The organism is Agarivorans sp. B2Z047 (genome assembly GCF_023373605.1).
Lineage (GTDB): Bacteria > Pseudomonadota > Gammaproteobacteria > Enterobacterales > Celerinatantimonadaceae > Agarivorans > Agarivorans albus.
This window is the reverse complement of sequence record NZ_CP088080.1, coordinates 1,842,929-1,863,345: the sequence shown is the minus strand read 5'-3', so window position 1 is coordinate 1,863,345 and position 20,417 is coordinate 1,842,929. Positions and strand designations below refer to the sequence as shown.

20 protein-coding genes and 7 tRNA genes are annotated in these 20,417 nt (G+C 43.8%); 10 read left to right on the top strand and 17 right to left on the bottom strand.

Going from position 1 to position 20,417, the window contains the following annotated elements:
- Positions 1 to 199: 199 nt before the first annotated feature.
- The 3 genes from LQZ07_RS08570 to LQZ07_RS08560 all read left to right on the top strand — a co-directional run bounded on the left by LQZ07_RS08570 (position 200) and on the right by LQZ07_RS08560 (position 2,787).
- Positions 200 to 994 carry a transporter substrate-binding domain-containing protein gene (locus LQZ07_RS08570; protein ID WP_016403930.1) on the top strand — a complete coding sequence of 265 codons (795 nt, stop codon included), beginning with the start codon at positions 200 to 202 and terminating at the stop codon, positions 992 to 994.
- A 100-nt stretch (positions 995 to 1,094) separates the two neighbouring features.
- The gene (locus LQZ07_RS08565) at positions 1,095 to 2,042 is read left to right on the top strand and encodes an amino acid ABC transporter permease (RefSeq protein WP_152779609.1); all 948 of its coding nucleotides are present in this window, start codon (positions 1,095 to 1,097) and stop codon (positions 2,040 to 2,042) included.
- 19 nt (positions 2,043 to 2,061) lie between these two features.
- Complete coding sequence (locus tag LQZ07_RS08560; RefSeq protein ID WP_152780741.1) at positions 2,062 to 2,787, top strand: amino acid ABC transporter ATP-binding protein; 726 nt, start codon at positions 2,062 to 2,064, stop codon at positions 2,785 to 2,787.
- A gap of 73 nt (positions 2,788 to 2,860) precedes the next feature.
- Here LQZ07_RS08560 and LQZ07_RS08555 read toward each other — a convergent pair whose 3' ends face one another.
- Positions 2,861 to 3,727, bottom strand: coding sequence for a LysR family transcriptional regulator (locus LQZ07_RS08555; RefSeq protein WP_152779611.1), 867 nt, complete (start codon positions 3,725 to 3,727; stop codon positions 2,861 to 2,863).
- 155 nt (positions 3,728 to 3,882) lie between these two features.
- On the opposite strand from LQZ07_RS08555, the gene LQZ07_RS08550 reads away from it, so the two are divergent.
- Both LQZ07_RS08550 and LQZ07_RS08545 read left to right on the top strand, forming a co-directional pair.
- On the top strand, positions 3,883 to 4,605 hold the full coding sequence (locus LQZ07_RS08550; protein WP_249483604.1) for a sulfite exporter TauE/SafE family protein: 723 nt from the start codon (positions 3,883 to 3,885) through the stop codon (positions 4,603 to 4,605).
- 188 nt (positions 4,606 to 4,793) lie between these two features.
- Positions 4,794 to 5,285: a VOC family protein gene (locus LQZ07_RS08545; protein WP_152779615.1), complete on the top strand. Its 492-nt coding sequence runs from the start codon at positions 4,794 to 4,796 to the stop codon at positions 5,283 to 5,285.
- 85 nt (positions 5,286 to 5,370) lie between these two features.
- Here LQZ07_RS08545 and LQZ07_RS08540 read toward each other — a convergent pair whose 3' ends face one another.
- From LQZ07_RS08540 to gltX, 9 genes are all read right to left on the bottom strand, one after another.
- Positions 5,371 to 6,207, bottom strand: coding sequence for a DUF3626 domain-containing protein (locus LQZ07_RS08540; RefSeq protein WP_152779617.1), 837 nt, complete (start codon positions 6,205 to 6,207; stop codon positions 5,371 to 5,373).
- Between the two features lie 238 nt (positions 6,208 to 6,445).
- Positions 6,446 to 7,441 carry a GGGtGRT protein gene (locus tag LQZ07_RS08535; RefSeq protein ID WP_152779619.1) on the bottom strand — a complete coding sequence of 332 codons (996 nt, stop codon included), beginning with the start codon at positions 7,439 to 7,441 and terminating at the stop codon, positions 6,446 to 6,448.
- Positions 7,442 to 7,452: 11 nt separating this feature from the next.
- Positions 7,453 to 8,145, bottom strand: coding sequence for an iron-sulfur cluster assembly scaffold protein (locus LQZ07_RS08530; RefSeq protein WP_016403938.1), 693 nt, complete (start codon positions 8,143 to 8,145; stop codon positions 7,453 to 7,455).
- A gap of 131 nt (positions 8,146 to 8,276) precedes the next feature.
- Positions 8,277 to 8,678: a hypothetical protein gene (locus LQZ07_RS08525; RefSeq protein WP_152779621.1), complete on the bottom strand. Its 402-nt coding sequence runs from the start codon at positions 8,676 to 8,678 to the stop codon at positions 8,277 to 8,279.
- 123 nt (positions 8,679 to 8,801) lie between these two features.
- Positions 8,802 to 8,877 (bottom strand) — tRNA-Ala (locus LQZ07_RS08520).
- Between the two features lie 21 nt (positions 8,878 to 8,898).
- Positions 8,899 to 8,974: transfer RNA gene (locus LQZ07_RS08515), tRNA-Ala, on the bottom strand.
- Between the two features lie 143 nt (positions 8,975 to 9,117).
- Positions 9,118 to 10,815, bottom strand: a complete 1,698-nt coding sequence (locus tag LQZ07_RS08510) for a fused response regulator/phosphatase (protein WP_152779623.1) — start codon at positions 10,813 to 10,815, stop codon at positions 9,118 to 9,120.
- Complete coding sequence (locus LQZ07_RS08505; protein WP_016403941.1) at positions 10,815 to 11,126, bottom strand: STAS domain-containing protein; 312 nt, start codon at positions 11,124 to 11,126, stop codon at positions 10,815 to 10,817. Before LQZ07_RS08505 ends, LQZ07_RS08510 begins: the two co-directional genes overlap by 1 nt.
- Positions 11,127 to 11,739: 613 nt before the next feature.
- Positions 11,740 to 13,227: a glutamate--tRNA ligase gene (gene gltX, locus LQZ07_RS08500; RefSeq protein WP_152779625.1), complete on the bottom strand. Its 1,488-nt coding sequence runs from the start codon at positions 13,225 to 13,227 to the stop codon at positions 11,740 to 11,742.
- Positions 13,228 to 13,456: 229 nt separating this feature from the next.
- Here gltX and LQZ07_RS08495 point away from each other — a divergent pair.
- The 5 genes from LQZ07_RS08495 to LQZ07_RS08475 all read left to right on the top strand — a co-directional run bounded on the left by LQZ07_RS08495 (position 13,457) and on the right by LQZ07_RS08475 (position 14,032).
- Positions 13,457 to 13,532 (top strand) — tRNA-Val (locus LQZ07_RS08495).
- Positions 13,533 to 13,581: 49 nt separating this feature from the next.
- A tRNA-Val gene (locus LQZ07_RS08490) sits at positions 13,582 to 13,657 on the top strand.
- Positions 13,658 to 13,706: 49 nt separating this feature from the next.
- Positions 13,707 to 13,782, top strand: a tRNA-Val gene (locus LQZ07_RS08485).
- 49 nt (positions 13,783 to 13,831) lie between these two features.
- Positions 13,832 to 13,907 (top strand) — tRNA-Val (locus LQZ07_RS08480).
- A 49-nt stretch (positions 13,908 to 13,956) separates the two neighbouring features.
- Positions 13,957 to 14,032 (top strand) — tRNA-Val (locus tag LQZ07_RS08475).
- 396 nt (positions 14,033 to 14,428) lie between these two features.
- On the opposite strand, the gene LQZ07_RS08470 is transcribed toward LQZ07_RS08475, so the two are convergent.
- The 7 genes from LQZ07_RS08470 to LQZ07_RS08440 form a co-directional block, all read right to left on the bottom strand.
- Positions 14,429 to 15,370: a hypothetical protein gene (locus LQZ07_RS08470; RefSeq protein WP_152779627.1), complete on the bottom strand. Its 942-nt coding sequence runs from the start codon at positions 15,368 to 15,370 to the stop codon at positions 14,429 to 14,431.
- A gap of 104 nt (positions 15,371 to 15,474) precedes the next feature.
- On the bottom strand, positions 15,475 to 16,410 hold the full coding sequence (locus LQZ07_RS08465; protein ID WP_249483602.1) for a homocysteine S-methyltransferase family protein: 936 nt from the start codon (positions 16,408 to 16,410) through the stop codon (positions 15,475 to 15,477).
- Between the two features lie 90 nt (positions 16,411 to 16,500).
- Positions 16,501 to 17,148 (bottom strand): ABC transporter substrate-binding protein, encoded by a 648-nt coding sequence (locus LQZ07_RS08460; RefSeq protein ID WP_194164053.1) that lies wholly within the window; start codon positions 17,146 to 17,148, stop codon positions 16,501 to 16,503.
- A gap of 213 nt (positions 17,149 to 17,361) precedes the next feature.
- Entirely contained in the window at positions 17,362 to 17,802 is a 441-nt protein-coding gene (locus LQZ07_RS08455) for a DUF411 domain-containing protein (protein WP_227981091.1), read from the bottom strand.
- 7 nt (positions 17,803 to 17,809) lie between these two features.
- Positions 17,810 to 18,373 (bottom strand): cytochrome c, encoded by a 564-nt coding sequence (locus tag LQZ07_RS08450; protein WP_152779631.1) that lies wholly within the window; start codon positions 18,371 to 18,373, stop codon positions 17,810 to 17,812.
- Positions 18,374 to 18,459: 86 nt separating this feature from the next.
- A complete protein-coding gene (locus LQZ07_RS08445) occupies positions 18,460 to 18,882 on the bottom strand; it encodes a hypothetical protein (protein WP_152779633.1) in 423 nt (140 codons plus the stop codon).
- Between the two features lie 67 nt (positions 18,883 to 18,949).
- Positions 18,950 to 20,260: a hypothetical protein gene (locus LQZ07_RS08440; protein ID WP_152779635.1), complete on the bottom strand. Its 1,311-nt coding sequence runs from the start codon at positions 20,258 to 20,260 to the stop codon at positions 18,950 to 18,952.
- Between the last annotated feature and the right edge of the window lie 157 nt (positions 20,261 to 20,417).

The following is a 20,417-nucleotide window of genomic DNA, read 5'->3' as shown; positions in this document are numbered from 1 at the left end:
ATTTAGACGTCCATGCGGCTAACTAAACTTGAAAGCATCGTTTATTTTGTAAACAAGATGCAAAAAACCGCCGCTATTTTTTTCTAGTGTATTCTGCTATAACTTCCCTGAAACACTAAGGGTTCACGCTGTTTTGCAAGGATAGTGCAGAATATGAACTCAATAAAAATAACGAATTAAAAACACAACAAGGACCATTATGAAACGTGTCATTCAATCTGCGATTGCCGCAGTAACACTGTTATCAAGTGCTGCTTTTGCTCAGCAAACATTGCTACAAGAAATCACCGAATCTGGCGAGCTACGCGCTTGTTTTGATGCGGGCTACATGCCATTTGAAATGAAAGCCAAAAACGGCCAGTTCATTGGTTTTGATATTGATTTAGGTAAGCAAATGGCGCGTGCAATGGGCGTTAAATACGTACCAGTAAACACCGCTTGGGACGGCATTATTCCTACCCTACTTACTGGTAAGTGTCACCTAATTATGGGCGGCATGACTATTACGCCACAACGTAACATGCAAGTTAACTTTGCAGACCCATACGTAGTCATTGGCCAATCAATCCTACTTAGCCCTAAATTAGAAGGCAAAGTAACCAGCTACCGTGACCTAAACAGCGACCAATACACTGTGGTAACTAAATTAGGTACTACTGGTGAAGGTGCAATTAAGCGCTACATTCCTAAAGCTAAAGTAAACCTATTTGAAACTCAATCTGAAGCGGTACTAGAAGTAACTAACGGCAAAGCCGATGCCTTCATTTACGACTTACCGTTTAACGCGATTTACGCGGCAGAAAACCAAGGTCAACTAACTCACCTAGATCAACCGTTCACTTTTGAACCGCTAGGTTGGGCTGTTCGCCAAGGCGATCCTGATTTCTTAAACTTCTTGAACGGTTACTTGCGTCAAATTAAAGGTGACGGCACCTACGACCGCATTTACGATAAGTGGTTTAAAGACGACGCTTGGTTAAAACAAGTTCAATAGTAAGATTTAAGTGGCTGCCCTTAGCAGCCACTTTTCTTTACTAAGCGCGCCCTAAGCGTGCTTAGTAAAGTAAAACCAAATATTAATAAAAGAGCTTCAGATGCAAACTCAAGCAAGCAAAATTCTGTGGAATGGTGTTTTTGTTGCCATTTTACTTAGCCTATGCGGACTCATTTATCTGTCGGGCGAAAAAATTGACTATAACTGGAACTGGCAACGTGTTGTTCCTTACATCGTAAATAACGAAGCAGCTAGCATTACTGCGCCGCAAGACGGCAGTATTGAAAGTAATGCAGCAGGCCAACTGCAATTAGTGTCTGATGGTGGCGAGGTATTAGTAAATCTCGCTGAGTTTGAAAACATCTCAGTATACGAAGGTGACCTAGTATTTGAAGGCGACCAACTGGCCTCCTCTGAAGAGTGGCGAATTGGCCCGCTCACCGAAGGCTTAATTGTTACGATTAAAATTTCATTATGGTCATTGGTATTTGCCATTTTGCTTGGCTTAGTGATTGGTTTAATGCGTATCGCCGACAACCCAGCGCTGCGTAAGCTGTCTATCACCTATATTGAAATTATTCGCGGCACACCACTGCTGGTACAAATCTTCATTGTGTACTTCTTCATTGGCACTGTATTCGACTTAGAACGCTTTACTGCAGGTGTGATTGCTTTGTCGGTGTTTACTGCTGCCTACGTAGCGGAGATCATCCGTTCAGGTATTCAGTCTATTCCTAAAGGCCAAATGGAAGCCGCACGCTCTTTGGGTATGAACTACCCGCAAGCCATGGTGAACGTGATTTTACCGCAGGCCTTTAAGCGAACCTTGCCACCTATGGCGGGCCAGTTTATTAACCTAATTAAAGATTCTTCATTGGTATCGGTGATATCCATTACCGACTTAACCAAAGCCGGACGTGAAGTCGTTAGCGGTAGCTTTGCACCTTTTGAAGTATGGTTTACTGTAGCCCTACTTTACTTGGTACTTACCAGCAGCCTGTCTTGGGCTATTCAACGCTTAGAAAAGAGGTTAGCTGCCAGTGACTAAAGATTACCAAGGCAACGACATGATCGTTGCAAAGAACATAAACAAAATTTACCCCAATGGCTGCCACGCATTAAAAGACGTATCGGCAACGGTAAACCGTGGCGAAGTAGTGGTGATTGTGGGGCCATCTGGCTCGGGCAAGTCTACGTTTTTGCGTACCTTAAACCAGCTAGAAACGGTAAGCAGTGGGTCTATCACTATTGATGGCACCGATATGTATGCCAAAGGCACCAACATTAATAGCCTGCGTGAAGAAGTAGGTATGGTGTTCCAAAACTTCAACTTGTTCCCACATAAAACTGCTTTAGGCAACGTAATGCTAGCGCCTCTTAAAGTGGCTAAACGTGATAAACAAGAAGCCGAAGATGAAGCCAAAGCCTTGCTACTTAAAGTAGGTTTAGCAGATAGAATGGGCAACTACCCTTCTCACCTATCTGGCGGCCAGCAGCAGCGCGTTGCGATTGCACGAGCATTGGCGATGCAACCCAACATTATGTTGTTTGACGAGCCCACCTCGGCGCTTGACCCAGAAATGGTAGGCGAAGTATTAGATGTAATGAAAGGCCTCGCTGCCGACGGCATGACAATGGTGGTAGTTACCCACGAAATGGGTTTTGCCCGCGAAGTGGCAGACCGAGTATTGTTTATGGAAGATGGCGAGCTCTTAGTGGAAGCTACGCCGGAAGCGTTTTTCGACAATCCTAGCCATCCAAGACTGCAGCAGTTTTTGTCGATGGTTCTTTAACGAGAACTTGAATTACACGACTAAAAAGGGAGCTTAAGCTCCCTTTTTGTTTGTCTGTCTTACACCAACACCTTCAACTAAATTGCTGCCAAAACGCCCGCACAATCTCTTTATCTGCTCGCTCACGCAACTTGATTAAATAAATGGGCACTTGGCTACTATAAGCAAATTGCTCTACTTTCAAGCTTACCAATAAGCCCTGCTCTAGCTCTTGCTGCACAATATGCTCGGGCATTCTTGCCCAACCTAAGCCCGCTAACAGCAACTCCTTTTTCAGATGATAGTCATTAACATACCAGCGTTGGTCGCCAGCAATCACATTAATATTGTCTGAGCGAGCCTCGGAGCCAGAATCAGCCAATAAAATATGTGGTTTGTTACGCAACATGCTTTGTTTAAGCACTTGCTCGTGCTGCTCAAACAAATGTGGCGCCGCTGCCGTTATCATGTGAACTTTGCCTACTTCTACAAAATCAAAGCGCCCATCTAAGCCTATGTTGGGTGCCAAGGCTAGATCAGATTGTTGCTTTAACAGAGCTTCTAGAATGCCCGATAAATGGCCAGAGTCTAAGTTAAGTTGCAACTTACTGTAGTGTTTTGAAAAAGCTTCTATTTTGCTTACCAGCGGTGGCAAATAGCACATTGGGCTTAGGGTGAGAGCAAGCTGCGGATCGGCGCCTTGCGCAAGCTCATGGCCTAACAGCTCTAACTCATTAGCTTGTTTAAGCAAACTTTTGGCTTTAACTAAAAAGCGTTCCCCTTCTGCGGTAAGTGTGGGGCGATAACTAGAGCGATTAAACAGAGTAATAGAAAAGTGCTGCTCTAAGCTTTTAACCGAAGCGCTCAAGGTAGGTTGAGTTTTATTTAAATGCTGCGCCGCTGCCCGAAAACTTCCCAACTGGGCAACACTCACAAAGGCGCGTAGCTGCTCATGATTCATGTTCACTCTCGATATAGATACCCTTACAAACAGCTTAATCTATATAGATAAATACAATCAAGATTATCCAAATAAGTGATTATTTATCTTTCATGATATTTGCTATTCTGCGCAGCACATTCACAAGCTCAATGGCTTACATTGAAAGAGGTAAAGTGGATAGCACAATCATCATCTTGCACCTAGTTGCTTTATTAACCGGAATCTCTAAATTCTCTATTGGTGGAATGGGCGCACTTATCTTGCCCTTGTTACTCATTGCCTACCCCGATGGGCAAGCGCTAGCGATACTCATCCCAATGTTTTTACTCACCGACATTCTCACCATGGCGGTATATCGCCACAAAATAGCATGGCGAATTCTACTGCGTTTGTTGGTATTTATGGTGTTGGGCTGTGGGCTTGGTGCACTGCTGCTCTCTTATTTGGATCCTGGCGAATTTACCCTAGCCATTGGCTCTATCATTCTTGGTATGCTGGTTTTAAGTATCTACTTGGAACGCAGCAACTCGCAATGCATGAAAACACCCGCGGTAGCTGCTGGCAGCGGCGTATTTGCCGGCTTTATTAGCATGACTGCCAATTCTGCTGGCCCAATAATAAGTTTATATATGATGCAGCAACAACTAGGTAAAACCAGTTATGTAAGCACCCGTGCCTGGGTAGCAGGCTTAGTTAACGTAGCCAAAGTGCCCATGCTAATCAGTATTGGCTTGCTCAACATAGAAACAGCAAAAACCAGTTTAAGTGCTCTGCCTAGTCTGCTAGTTGGTTGCGCCTTGGGTTTTCTTATACTCAAAAAGATAAACTTAAAACAAATGACCTGGGCAATTAGAGTGCTTATTTTGTTTGCCGCGATAAAGCTGCTATTCAACTAAGCTAAACACGGCTAGATTCACCCCCAATAACCCTACAACGCTACTTGTCTTCCGCTTCAAATTAGATAACAAATAGTTATCAAATTAATAATTTTTAATAATTTCATAAAATTTACTGAGCTGCATATACTTTCTCCATCGAAGCAAAACAACGCAACAGTTAACAAATTAAGGTTTGGAGAAGAATTATGAAAATGAATCACGTAGGTATCATGGTAGGCGATATGGACAAAGCGGTAGAGTTCTACACTAAAGCGCTAGGCCTTCGCATTGTAATGAATAACACTAAAGTAATTGAAGAGCGCGAGTCTGCAATTGGTCGCATGTGTATCGCAGTATTTGGTGAAGGCTTCAAAGGTTTTAATATTGCCCACCTTGTGACTTCTGACGGTATTGGAGTAGAACTGTTTGAAATGAAAGAGCGCGATGAGCGTCACGAAGTAGACTTCTCTCGCCTTGGTATCTTCCATTTCTGTTTACAGCTACCCAAAGAGCAGTTTGATTCAGCAATCAAACGTGTTGAAGAGTTTGGCGGTAAGGTACGCATGGACATTCACCGTTATCACCCAGAAGATGATTCTAAGCAAGCACAAATGGTTTACCTAGAAGACCCGTTTGGTAACCTATTTGAGTTCTACTCGCACTCTTACGAAGACACGTATGCCTCTGATTACGAGTAAGTAATAGCGTAATATAGCTATCAAAAAAGGCTTAGCAGCGATGCTAAGCCTTTTGCTTGTTTAACTACTACGCAGAGGTAATGCTTTAAGTAGATGTATAGCCAAACCTAGCAAGGTAGTGCCAGATTTTCTTTATGTCTTGTTCGTGGTAAGCCTGCTGGGTTATCGCTAGCCCTAGCAACCTTGGGTTAATAAGCCCGTTCTGCGCAATCTCTTTAGCTAGCTCAATATAACGCTGCCCTCGATAATCTGGATAAAGACTCATTTTTTCCAGACTCAATTCAAAGCCTTTATGCCATTTAACTGGAACACCTAGCTTTAAGGCATGCTCTTCAACAACGCTAGAGCGATAACAGGGATCGAGAACCAAACATTCAATATCACCTTTTATCGATAGAACTCCGTGAATGTGCGCTTCGATATAGTTATCAAGCAAATCGTCATTTGAGGCATTCGCTTTGTCGATAAGACTATCTAACTGGCTACACACAGCAAAGTCTTCGGGAGTAAAATAACTGTCGGGATAACAAAAGGTAGTGCGTTCTAGTAGGTGTGGCTTTAACTCAAAATAGGCAGAGCCAAATCGGCAAGATGCACCTGTTTGATACTCTCGAAAGTTAAGTGCGCCATATTTAGGCCTAAGACTATTATCGGCGTTGTTGTAAGCGCCATCAAATGCCTTTTGCTCCCATAACCAGCGTTCTCCGCCCTTATAAGCACTAAGCCCACCGTTACTGGTTGCCGTTTCAAACTGAGATTTCAAACAGCCATCTTGAGCGATTGCAAGCAGTAAAGGGATACCTGTGGTAGTATAGCGATCGGAATGAAAGTTTATGGTTACTCGGTAGTTACCAGGTGTGGAGCTTCCTTTAGACTTCTTTCTGACATTATCGATTGCTTGCTTTACAACTTTATCGCTCATTCACTCTCCAATTATCTTAGCAGCCTTAACTCTATCGCTAAGCAAGCGGCAATATAAAGGGGCTAAAACCAATCAAGCAATTATGGCATACCCCAAACTAGCTCGATTAGCCTTTTGCTATTAGCGTTCAAAATTTTTATGCTCACTCAAGCGAAACAAAACATTTACCAGCAGTTCACTAACACTAAAAAAGCCACCCAATAGGTGGCTTTAATATAATTTTTGCGGAACCTGCCTTTTACTGCGATTGCTCTACCGCCACACTCACCGCAACACTGGCACCCACCATAGGGTTGTTGCCCATACCGACTAAGCCCATCATCTCTACATGCGCCGGTACTGAAGAAGAGCCTGCAAATTGGGCATCACAGTGCATTCTGCCCATGGTATCGGTTAACCCATAGGAAGCTGGCCCTGCACCAACATTATCTGGGTGCATGGTTCGCCCAGTACCACCGCCAGAGGCTACCGAAAAGTATTCTTTACCCAGTAACAGCCGCTCTTTTTTGTAGGTGCCCGCAACCGGATGCTGAAAACGCGCTGCGTTAGTAGAGTTACCAGTAATGGATATATCCACGCCTTCGTGATGCATTACTGCCACACCTTCAACCACGTCGTCGGTGCCATAACAGCGGATAGTGGCTCGGTGGCCTTTACCAAACACTTTTTCACGAGTGATATTGAGCTCGCCGGTTTGATAATCAAACTGCGTTTGCACGTAAGTAAAACCATTCATGCGCGCAATCATATAGGCGGCGTCTTTACCTAGGCCGTTAAGAATCAGGCGCAGCGGTTTACTTCTTACTTGGTTGGCATATTCAGAGATTTTAATCGCCCCTTCTGCAGCGGCATAAGACTCGTGGCCAGCCAAGAAGCAAAAGCAATCTGACTGAGTAGAAAGCAAGCGAGAAGCAAGTTGGCCATGCCCTAAGCCCACCTTACGTTGGTCGGCTACCGAGCCAGGTACACAAAAACTTTGTAAGGCCTCACCTATCGAGAGAGCAGCTTGCTCAGCGGTTTTATCTTGCTTTTTAATTGCAATGGCTCCGCCCAATACATAAGCCCAAGCGGCATTTTCGAAAGCAATTGGTTGAGTGGTTAAGGTAATGTCATGTGGGTCAAACCCGCGAGACTGACAAAGCTCTCGAGCCGCTTCCAACGATTCAATTTGATACTGGGCTAAGGTTTGCTCAATCCGCTCAATTCGGCGCTCTTTTCCTTCAAATTCTGCCATAATACTGCTCCCTATACCTTTCGCGGATCAACATATTGAACGCCGTCTTCGAAGCGCCCATAATGAGATTTGCTGTCTTTTAAGGCTTGATTAGCGTCTACACCATCGGCAATTGCACTCATCATTTTGCCCATTTGCACTATCTCGTAACCGATGATTTCGTTGTCTTCGTCTAAGGCCATACGAGTAACATAACCTTCTGCTAGTTCTAAATAACGTGCCCCCTTCGCTTTGGTGCCATAAGCTGTGCCTACTTGCGAACGCAAGCCCTTACCTAAATCATCTAAGCCCGCTCCAACAGGCAGGCCCCCTTCAGAAAAAGCGGTTTGACTGCGTCCATAAGCGAGGTTTTCAAAAATAGAACGCATAGCGACATTAATTGCATCACAGACCAAATCGGTATTCAGAGCCTCCAACAAGGTTTTCCCGGTCAAGATCTCTGATGCCATTGCCGCTGAATGGGTCATACCAGAGCAGCCCACGGTCTCAATTAAGCATTCTTCAATGATGCCGTTTTTAACATTTATGGAAACCTTGGTTGCCCCCTGATGAGGCGCGCAAGTACCCACCCCATTTGATAAACCTGAAATATCGGTAACTTCAATGGCATTCACCCACTTTCCTTCCATTGGGATCGGTGAGTTTCGATGGTCGGGCCCGCGAGCAATCGGACACATTGACTCGATGGTATTGGTAAAAGACATACTTAACACTCCTCAATTCACACGTCTTATCAAGAGGATAGACGATAAGTAAACAAGTAAGCGGTCAATTCCTCAGCTAAGAAGAATTAACCGTTTTAGCGATGGCATTGTTTGGTTATGTTTATGGGATGTTAATAGGGTAAACGAGAGCAGTCGTTGTCACTTTGAATGGCTTGATACAGCGAATCTCCATTGCTGCCGCTTATTACCAGCTTAACTCTTACTCCACGATACAAAGACTGCTGGTCGACTTTGCAGATATCGGCCCTTACTTGTTGGGCAAGCAGTTCGATGCCTTTAGCACTAGAGCCTTGCTCTGCTAAGGTAAGGTGGTAGTGAACCAAGTCTCCTTGAGCGCTGGCTGTAGCATTAACCGACTCAAGCATGAACTGGCGTTGCTGCTGGTTATAACTTGCTGCTAAAGCTTGTGCAGCTTGGTCTCGAGTGGGTAGAGGTTCGGCGAGAGAGGCTGTCGTAAAGGTCGCTAAACCAGCGGCCAATAAGCACGGTAAACCAAGATTGCGGATAAACATAAGCGGTACTCAAGGTAATACATCAGACTTTGAGTGTAGTAAGTAGCGGCTTAAAGCAACAATAGATAGAAACAGAAAATTACAACTACTGTTAGTTGTTCGATACAGAATAAGAAGGAAAATTGGTGGAGCTACGCGGGATCGAACCGCGGACCTCTTGCATGCCATGCAAGCGCTCTCCCAGCTGAGCTATAGCCCCGATATACGGTAGGGTGTGAATTGGTGGAGCTACGCGGGATCGAACCGCGGACCTCTTGCATGCCATGCAAGCGCTCTCCCAGCTGAGCTATAGCCCCAAAATCACACTGCTTTCAACACAATATCTGCCGAAAGCGAGCAGAATTCTAAGCAGCGGGAACTAGAGTGTCAACCGTTTTTACTAAGAAACGAGCCACTTGCTCATTTAGCCAACAATTCAAGACCATTTATAGAATTTTGTTTAATGTTGGCAGCGGTAAACTGCAGTAACGCAGTTGCCTTGCGGATTAAACGTCATGCTTTCGCAAAGAGACTCTACCAAACGCAAGCCTCTGCCTGAGTATTGCTGTTCAGCACTTTTTTCAGCGGCTTGTGAGGCTTCAAACCCATTGCCGCTGTCAGCAACTTGAATAGTGAATTGTCGAGTGTGCTTTCCATCAAACTCAATCGCAATGCTTACCGAGCCCTCGGTAAGTTTTTTGGCTCTGCGTTTACGCTGGCGATAATACTCTTCAAAACCACTAGCAGAAGTTTTTATCGCCGAATCTAGCCCTAATACGCCATGTTCAAAGGCGTTGTTAAACAATTCACTGACTACAGTAAATAAGATATTGCGGTCGGTCTGGTGTACCGACAGCTCTTGCAAGGTGGTCATTAATAGGGGGATAGGCGTAAATTTTTTAAGACTGGTAGCGTCTAACTCTAGTTGCCAACTCCATTGCCCAGCAGCCAGTGGGCCAGCGTTATAAGTATCGGCTGCGTGTTGGTTTGGCCTATTCAATAAGTCGGGCACTTCTACCATGCTGATATCATCGAGTTGCTCAGCACCTTCACAAAATCCTTCTAGTGCATGCTGAATACTGGCAATAAAAGAGGGATGGCTCGCCTTATCAGTAATTGCATTTATTAAACGCTGTTCGCCAAACATCTCGCCACTAACACTAAGCGCTTCGGTCACCCCGTCACTTAATAACACCACATGGTCATAGGGTAACCAAGGTAGCGTTTTAAGGTTGAGTTCTACTTCGTTTTGAATACCTAGAGGAATTGATTCAGATCTTAGGCGCTCGCGAATACTCTGTTGTTGAGTATTGTAAACAAGTAGCTCTGGCATGCCGCCATTCCACACTGTTAAGGATTTTTGCTGAAGCGAAAGTTCTACAAATATACCGGCCATAAACATACCGGTGGGTAATAAGCGATGCAGGCGACGGTTAATTTGCCGAAGAATTGCTTCGCCAGTATAACCTTTGCGAGTCATGCCTCTAAAAATATCGGCAACGGGCATTGCACCTATTGCTGCTCGCAAACCATGTCCGGTAAAGTCACCCAGCAAAACATGAATGTCGCCATTTGGGCGATACTCTGCAAAAACAACATCTCCGGAAAAGGTAGACGCGCTATCTAGCGATACAAGCAGTTCTTGGTCGGCACAATGTGAGTTAGCCACCGCGCTACTAAATACTCGCTCGGCTAGCTCTTCTTCCTCTTGAAGCTGGTTATGCAGTCGGCTTATTTCATTGTAAATAGCTCTAGTACGTTCAAAGCCAAGGGCTTTGGCTTTGAGTACCGCTTGATGAACAGGCTTAAATAGAATGTCGTCTCCGCCACAGGCAATGCACTTAACCAATGCATCCACTTCATTTTGCGCGGTAACAAATAAAACAGGGGTAAATTTTTGAGTACTTAAACGTTTAATTTCGGCGGTTGCTTGATACCCATCCATTACTGGCATCAATACATCCATGAACACAATATCGATTTCTTGCTGCTGAAACAGCTCTACCGCTTCTCGGCCATGTTCAGCAAATACCACCTGATAGCCAATATCACTGAGTATTTTTCCCAACAACAAACGGTTTATGCGGGTATCGTCAACCACTAGGGCTGTGCCTTTAACCGCCTTGTTAAGAAAACTTAGCGTATCAACTTCAAACACTAATTTTCGATTTTAAGTAGTTTATCGAAGTTGGCTATTTCTAAAATCTTTAAAATTGCCGGTGAGGGTTTACGAATAGTAAGGGCTTCAGCTTGGCTTTTTTCAGCATGTTCTTTGAGCAACAACATCATGCCTAAAGCTGAACTATCCATATAATCAGCACTGCTTAAGTCAAGAATTAGCTGAATTCCCTCTACCGATACGTGCTCGTAGCAAGCTCTGAAGTCACGGTGCAAAGAATAATCAAACCTACCGGCCACACTAATAATAAGCTGACCTGAATCTTGATCTAACTGACTACTAATAGACATCGAATCTCCTTGTAACGATCACTATTGGTTTATGCTAAAAACCAAATTTAGTTGATTTCACTTAACCAAGTGCTAAAGCGTTCCTTGCTTCAAACTTATTCATGTTCACTCAGTCATAACTTATTGCTTAATATCCACAATCAAGCTTAGTGCAACCACAACAATAGCAAAAAAAAAGCCAAATACTAGATGCTCAAGACTTTATTTATAAATAAGTCATTTGTGAATAAGCATCTTACAAATAGGCTTAGCAACTTTGGCTCTAAACTAGGCTTTCAGCATGTTATGCCATTGTGTCAATTTGGTTACAAAATTGGCATTGAAACGCAATGTAAATGAGATCTAAAGAAGGTTTTTAATGTATAAGCACTGGTCAAAAAACAAACTGTGAAGCAATTCAAGGTAATCGCTACAGTGCTTGATGCAAGATGAGTTATCTACTGATGCATAATATAGGAACACGATGAGTATTAGACTTCAATTGCAGTTCTTGCTGGCACTAGGTTTACTGCTTGCGGCTTGTGGCAGCATGTTATTGGTATAAACAAACTATTTACGCTAAGAAATAAAAAAGCCAACGCTTAGCGTTGGCTTTTTAAGTATTAACGGCGGTTTACCAGCTAGCTTTGTATGCGCGATATGCTTTATCTAACGACTTAGCTTGCTTCTTACTGACGCCAATATGGCTTAGTGCAAAGCGTAAACGTGCTCGGCTCATGTCAGAACCAAGAATAGCCATAGCATCAACTACCGAGGTAGAACTGGTTTTGCCAGTAATCGCTACAAAAATAGGCTCTAAGAAATCACGAATTTTAACATCTAGATGAGTAGATAATTGCTTAGCTACCGCAAATACCGTGTCTTTGTCCCATTGGCGCTGCTCTTCTAGTTGCCAAATAAACATCTGCAACAAACTACGAACTTGCTCTTCTTCAAGTTTACCTGCAGTAAGCAGCTCTGGCGCATATTCTGGAATGCCAGACACAAAGTGCCCAGCAAGCGGTGTTAAGTCACTTAATACATCTAAGCGCGCTTTGGCTTGCGGAATAATGCTCATTAAGGTTTCTTGATTGTAAGCCCACTCAACTAAACGTTGAGCTAACTGCTCATCGCTTAGTTCTTCACGGATCCACAAACCGTTTAACCACTTGAGTTTTTCTACATCAAATACTGGACCGCCAAGCGATACACGCTTCATATCAAAATGCTCAATCATTTCTGCTAAGGTGAATTTTTCACGCTCATCAGGCATAGACCACCCCATGCGGCCTAAATAGTTAAGCATTGCTTCTGGCAAGAAGCCCATTTTGCGATAGTAATTAACGCTGGTTGGGTTTTTACGCTTACTTAACTTGCTCTTATCCGGGTTACGCAACAACGGCATGTGACCAAGTACTGGCGCTTCCCAACCCAAATCTTGATATAACTTCAGCAGTTTTGGCGCAGAGTTTAACCATTCTTCACCGCGAAATACGTGGGTAATGCCCATTAGGTGGTCGTCTACAACGTTAGCCAAGAAGTAAGTTGGTAAACCATCGGCTTTAAGTAGCACTTGCATATCTACCTGTTCCCAAGGGATCTCAACTTCACCACGTAAATAGTCGGTAAAGCCAAAGCTACCAGACTCAGGTATTTTCATACGTACTACGTAAGGTTTGCCTTCTGCTAGGTTAGCAGCAATTTCTTCAGCGCTAAGTTTTAAGCCTCGGCCATCGTATTTAGGCTGAAGGCCTTCTGCCATTTGTTGCTTACGCATTTCATCAAGCTCTTCTGACGTAGCAAAACAGTAAAACGCTTTACCTTCATCAATAAGCTGTTGAGCGTATTTCTTGTATATGTCACTACGCTCGCTCTGGCGGTATGGGCCAGCGGCTCCGCCACAATCTGGGCCTTCATCCCAGTTCAAACCTATCCAGCTTAGGCTGTCGTAGATGGCTTGTTCAGATTCACGCGAACTACGTGCTTGGTCGGTATCTTCAATACGTAGAATAAATTCGCCACCATGTTGCTTGGCAAAACAGTAGTTAAATAATGCGATATAGGCGGTACCTACATGTGGGTCACCCGTTGGTGAAGGTGCTACGCGAGTACGAACTGTCATGTTTATTCTCTAGTTAAATAGTTGACCGAGTTGAATGGCGCGGATTTTACCACACCCAACAAAATTCGCTAGCTAAGAGCCACACTCAAAATACGCTTAATTTGCTAACATTCTGGCCAATACAGCGGCCTAAATAGGCATTTTGACGAGAATTTGTGCAAGCAGTCAGTTTCCTTAAAATTTGCGTTGACACACACGCAGACCACCCTATAATACGCCCCCACAAGACGGTCGCTTAGCTCAGTTGGGAGAGCATCGCCCTTACAAGGCGAGGGTCACTGGTTCAAGCCCAGTAGCGACCACCATATTTAAAGTAAATGGTTCTTTGAACGATTTGCTAGTAACACAAAATTCGGTCGCTTAGCTCAGTTGGGAGAGCATCGCCCTTACAAGGCGAGGGTCACTGGTTCAAGCCCAGTAGCGACCACCATTTTTAGAGTAAATGGTTCTTTGAACGGTTTGCTAGTAACACAAAATTCGGTCGCTTAGCTCAGTTGGGAGAGCATCGCCCTTACAAGGCGAGGGTCACTGGTTCAAGCCCAGTAGCGACCACCATATTTAAAGTAAATGGTTCTTTGAACGGTTTGCTAGTAACACAAAATTCGGTCGCTTAGCTCAGTTGGGAGAGCATCGCCCTTACAAGGCGAGGGTCACTGGTTCAAGCCCAGTAGCGACCACCATATTTAAAGTAAATGGTTCTCTGAACGGTTTACGAGTAACACAAAATTCGGTCGCTTAGCTCAGTTGGGAGAGCATCGCCCTTACAAGGCGAGGGTCACTGGTTCAAGCCCAGTAGCGACCACCATATTAAAAGGCCTGCATCATTTGCAGGCCTTTTTGCTTTCTGCCAATCAGAAAGCTCAAACGTATCGTTTAGCCATAAAGAGCGGGAGAACAACGCCCTCCTCTTTGCTAGGCCGCTCTACTAGTCGATACTCACTGATTCAAGCACCGTTGCGACCACCATATTAAAAAGGCCTGCATGATTTGCAGGCCTTTTTGCTTTCCGCCAATCAGAAAGCTCAAACCTATCGCTTAGCCATAAAGAGCGGGAGAACAACGCCCTCCTCTTTGCTAGGCGAGGGTCACTGGTTCAAGCACCGTTGCGACCACCATATTAAAAAGGCCTGCATCATTTGCAGGCCTTTTTGCTTTCCGCCAAGCTGCTCACTCAAGCCTGTTGCTTACACCTTCAATATGCTTATTCAACCGATAAACTATCTACCTGCTTCGAGGCTCTAGTCACTTTCAGAGTAAACCTAAGCTCATTTACAGCTGAAATAAACATATCTTTATATCGCGGTGCAGCTACCTCGATATACCAATTTCTTGCTCGTAAAGCAGTCTCTTCTAAGCTTTTCGGGTTTGCTAACAAAGCCAAGGTCTGATTTACCAGGTTAGAATAAGAATGCACCTGAACCAGCTGTTTTGGTATTAACTCATAAATACCATAACTGCTTTCAGTTATAAGTGGTGATTGCGCTAGAGCCCCCATCACTCGAGGGATCTCTAGGTGATTTGAACGCTCTAAGTGAATATTTAAGGTACAGCGAGATTGCGCAGACACCTCTTCTGCCACAACATTAGAGAAAGGTGAAAGCACGCAACCCTCAGCTTTTAGTTTATCTAGAACTTTTTGTCTTCTCTTACTAAGACTACCCACAAAACAAACATCATAGACTCGTGACTCGAGAGGTATAGGCTTTGAGCCCGCACAAGGAGCGACCCAAGGAACAAAACCAAACACTGGAGTATTGAGTGTTTTCGATAAGTAACGTGTCTGAGGTGGGTAATAATCCATCACCACATCAAACAAATCTAATTTGCTTTGCAGAAGCTGACTTTTATAACGAATTAGTTTGGAACCATTTAAGCTATTACTCGCGAGGCTCCCAAGTTTTGATACAACTGAAAAGTTTATAAAGATGTATCGTCTACCCCGTTTTCGGGTAAAGCGCCCTAAGTTCTCTCCAATAATGAAAATATATTCAACATCCATTGTTTCTGCAGAATCAATTGACGAGCAAGCTATCATCGGACACTCACAGCCAAAAGCATCTTTAAGTGCATCCGCTATCGCCGCGAGAACATTTTTTACATAGGGTATTGAAGTCTCATGTACAACAAGACATACGCCTGCCATAAATCCTCCCTGATTTAATTTTAGGCAAGCTCACTGTAACATTTTCTACTTACTAATTCGCCAAGTGTATTCAGAAAATGAATAACTCCAGCCCAAACAAACAACTATTTACCATTTAAAACCGCTTCAAATATTGATTTCATATGGCGCATATCGGTACCGCAACAGCCGCCTAAAATATTGAGCTGAGGGTATCGGTGATGGAATTCTGCAACTTGGCGACCTAATTCGACCGGGTTTCCTTCATCTAAGTTTGTGGCTTGTTCAAGCGTTTGGTGACTGCAACAGGAGGCATTTACAACCAAACCACGCAAGCGTTGCATCCAAGCGCCACCATCGAAGATCTGAGTAAAATGACTAGGGTGAGCACAGTTTATTAAGTAATAAAGCGCTGCTGAATCTGTTTCCGCATCCACCATAGAAATAGCATCTTTCAAGGCCATACCTGTAGGTAAACAGCCATCGGTTTCTAGGGTGAATGCTATGGCAACTGGCATTGCGAATTTCTGCGCGGCTTTGACGATACCAATGGCTTCTTCGGCATAACAAATAGTAAATGCACTGATAAGGTCCGCTTCAGTGCCGGAATACACCATTATTTGCTCACTGTGGTAATCAAAAGCCTGTTGCACATTCATCAAGTGACGGGGGGCATAACCATCATCACGCGGGCCCACTTGCGCTGATAATACTATTGGCACATCAGGGGTCTGTCGCTTAATACTCACGATGAATTCTATAGCTTCTATGTTGAAGCGTTTCAGCTGCTCAAAAGTGATACCTAGAGCAGACGCTCGGTCTCGATTTGCCGCCCAAGACACTGAATCAAGAATACATCCCACGCCCAACCCTCTCGCTAACTCGATCAGCTGCTTGTAATAAGCATCAAGCAAAAGTTTATCACTGGGAGTGGTTAACAACGGATAAGCGGCAAAACCGGGTAAATTAAAACCACGGCGATAAACCAGTTCGGTTTCCAATCCGGTATAACAGGCAAAGAGCTTACTGCCAAGGTGCGCTAAAAGAGGATTCTGTTTCACTATATTCACCTGGGTGGCTTGGGTCGTATTGCTCACTTTGCAGCTGAAAGAAAAACACTTGGCTTAGTGCAAAAACGAGGTATTCAGATTTTATGGTGCATTTTTTAATAGATCATTTATCACTTGCTTCCTAAACAGTTCAAGCTCGCCACTCTCTTGCATATCGATAAATACCGCGTCGATTTTCTCAACCAAATCGGCATGTTTTTTATGCACATAGTGATAGAGCAATTGCCGACTTACCGGAGGGCCAACCACATGTACATTATCTATATCCATGGTTTTTCTTAACCACATACCGTTGACCCAAGATGAAATAGCAAAATCAATTTTTTGTGCACTTAACAAGGTCATCATCTTGGCAGATGTATTAAAAACCCTCTGAAGAGGAAGATCTCGAGTGCATTCTTCAGCATGCTTCACCCCTCTCACTATCCCAACAGTATAAGGCGCTAAATCTGCGCACTGCTTTATATCTACATTCTGTACCGAACTAAATACTACCTGATCGATATAGTTAATCGGAGTGGGTACTCGAATCAGGTTTGGATAACTATCGGCGATACTCCAAACACGGTGAATTTCACCATCAACTTTTCCTTCATTAGATTGTTTCAGGGCTCGTTTAGTGGGCATATCAACAAACTCGACCGCAATGCCCAGTTTTTGGTATGCAGTCTTAATAACCTCTGCGCCTATAGCTACGGTAAAATTATTGGGGATATTAGCGAAATACATGGTTGTTGTTTCGGATTGAGATTTGGCATGTATTGACCAAGAAAACAACAGAACCATGACTAATAATAGCTTCATTTGAATGTCTTCAATTTCAGTTATCTACGTAAATAAAGCTTAATTCACTCCTCTGTCAAACGCGAACCCTCATTGTTAGCAACTAACAATGAAAAGGCCAGCAAAGAGCTGGCCTAAGTTTAGATCACCTACAACACCTTAATACTGCTTATAAATACTTAAGCCGTCCTCCGAAAAAGCGATAACTTTAAAGTCTTTATAAGCAGCCCCTTCTTTTGCCATGCCCGGCGAATGCTGTGGCATACCAGGCGCAGCCAATCCTTTAATGTTTTTGGGGCGTTCTATTAACAAGCGGGCAATGTCACTTTCCGGTACATGCCCTTCGATTAAGTAGCCATCAATCACTGCACTATGGCAAGACTGCAGCTGAGGGGGCATGTCGTAACTTTGTTTTAGTACGTTCCACTGTTGTTTGTGATGCACATTCACCTGATACCCTTTTTGCTCCATAATTTTGGCCCATTCGGTACAACAACCACAAGTGGGTGACTTATATAGTTCAATGCTAGTTTTAGCCAATACCGAACTGCTGAAGCAGACCAGCAGGCTTAGTAGTATTTTGTTTAGTATTTTCATCATTATTCTCTTATTCATTCACTAGTAATTGTAGAGCCTGCCCATTAACTTGTAGGCTTACCGAAAAAGCTGGCGCAACAAACTGCACAGCTTGGGTATCTAAAGGCTCTATATGTAATGTTTGATTTATTGCCAAGGGACTAAGATCCATCGCTATAGCAACTAATGTGTCATTTTTAACAACCAACTGACTCAACTGTTTGGGTATAAGCTGCTGAGTTTTAATGTCGGTATCTTCACCGATGCTCCACTCCACCAGCGGCATTGCACCTAAACTGGCTAGGTATTGCACAATCAATCCTCGTTGCTCTGGCGCTAATGCGTCGCCGAGCAACTGCATAGTAGGTTCATTTTCTAAGGCGTGATTAAGCTGCTCTATGCTGGCACCGCGAATGTTACCTCCCACGTTACCCGCCCCATTGGCGTATTTGCCATGGCAGGCCGCGCATCCGTAACCGCCAATGGTTAAATACAGTTTTTTACCAAATACAAGTTCATTCGGCTCCGCATAAACCACATTTGCATAAGCAGTAAGCAGCATCGCTGCCACTAATTTATAAAACGACATGTTCATTATTGTTCCACTTTTGGCCCATCTAACTAGGCCTTAATGCTTCCACTACCAATCCAAAAACTGATAATGCTTATAATCTTGGGAACTTAACCAATAGGAGGGCGATATAGAGGCTCAGCAGTATTGAATAAGGTAATACTGCGGGTAGAGGAAAAAGCTAAAAGGCTGCTTGGGGATTCAGCAATATTGAGTTTGAGCAAATTCATCAGCGGCGGAGCCATGCAAGTTACGGTACAACAACTGCCGCCAATAGGCATTGAGTGTGTTAGTGCATGTCCATCGATATTTACTGCCGCAGAAGAACTAGCATTTACATGACAATCTTGCATCGGTGAGTGGCCGATTGCCAAGATATCTTCAGCCGTGTTTTGCTGCTCAATGAGCGCACCAGCACTTGCATTAATGCTAGTTAAAGCAAATGCCAGAGCTGTATAAACCACTAATGAAAAACGCGCCAAATTCAACAACACAAAACCAACAACTTTATTTAACCGACACTCTAGCGCCACCAATATACCATTGCAAGCCAGCTCGCTGGCTTGATGGCGTAATTAGACTTGCCGCAGACTTTAAGGCTTAAGCCTCTATTTGTTTCCTAAAAAATTGAATCATTTCATCGCGGGTCTTTCGGTGATTCAAATGGAAAATATCCATCGGGAATAGCAGCTCAATGACCCCGGTATCGAACATTCGTTTTACTTCATATTCATTGTGAGCAACATCTTGTTGATACATATAATTGAGCCAAGTCCGGTTGGTATGAATAATAAACTCCACCCGCATTCCGCCTAAACGCGCAAAAAACTTCATCATTGGCGTTTTTTCACTAGAGCCCACTGCCCTGCCGCGATATTCAGATCTATCGGTTAAGGTATCGGAAATGTCTTCTAGCACCATTAAGGAATTTGCGCTAGAAGCACTGCGCGTGAGGTGCTTTTGAAAGGCTTTAATATCGCTAACCGAATCTAGAACCGCCATTAAGCCAAGTTCGTCATCTACCGCCACCGCAGGATTCTTCTGGTTTTTGCGCAATAGCTTTAATACTTTTGCTTCTGGCGGCTTTTTACGAATAGAAACGTAGATTGGAATTTTACGCTCGCCCACAGTAAAACTTCGGCGCTTTAACAAGGTGAGTTTTTCACGCTCGCCACGTTGAATAAGCTTAGCCTGCTGAGGGTTTAATACTTTCACCTCGCTACAAGCGTAATCGTCGTTATGGTGTTTAGAGTGTAAATAAACCGGGTCTAGCTCCCCAATCTTGAGCTCTTTGCTCCACACGTAGCCATTTAAAAACTCAAGAAATGCTGAAAACTTGTTTTCGATTTCAGTTTCTCGCTCACGCTGTTCGATGCTGCCAGCCAGGGTCATCAAAATCAGTTTACGTCGCGCTTCAAAGCGCGCTTTTTTGTGGTAGTCATCATTGAACATAATCAGCAATAACTCTACCGGATTATTGGTCACTTCAATTTCGTTGGTATTTTCAATATGCGAAGCATAAGGAGAAAGAATTTTTCCCTTAATTGAGTGAATGACCGCATCTGCAGTTCGCGCATATTCATCAACTCGGCTCTCAATTTCGTTTAAGTTGCCATCAATACCAAACATATTGCCCAATAGAGATAATGCTCGTTCGCTGCGCTGTTTACGCAAGCTTACATCATCGATCAAGTTCTGAATTTGAGAGAAGCTGTCAATGCCCAAAAACTCAAATATTTGGCTTCGCAGCGCCCGGTATTTAGACACATTATTACTATCTTGCTGCAAGCGTTTTACCCAGCTGCGAACGCCAGTAGAAAATGGGTGCGCCACAAAGGCATCACGGCTTACCGCAAAGGGGCCATCTTGCTGAAGCGAAGTAAAAACACTATTTGGAGAAAGAACCGACATAAACTACCTAAATCACCAAGTACAACAACTAAACTCAAGAATTAACGAAGCAAAATATACACCAAAAGAGGTAATAATTCAGAGGAATCACTATTTGCGCTATGTTCCTACCGCAATGTTCAACAAAACCAAGCTGCGGCTAAGTTAAGCGCAGTAA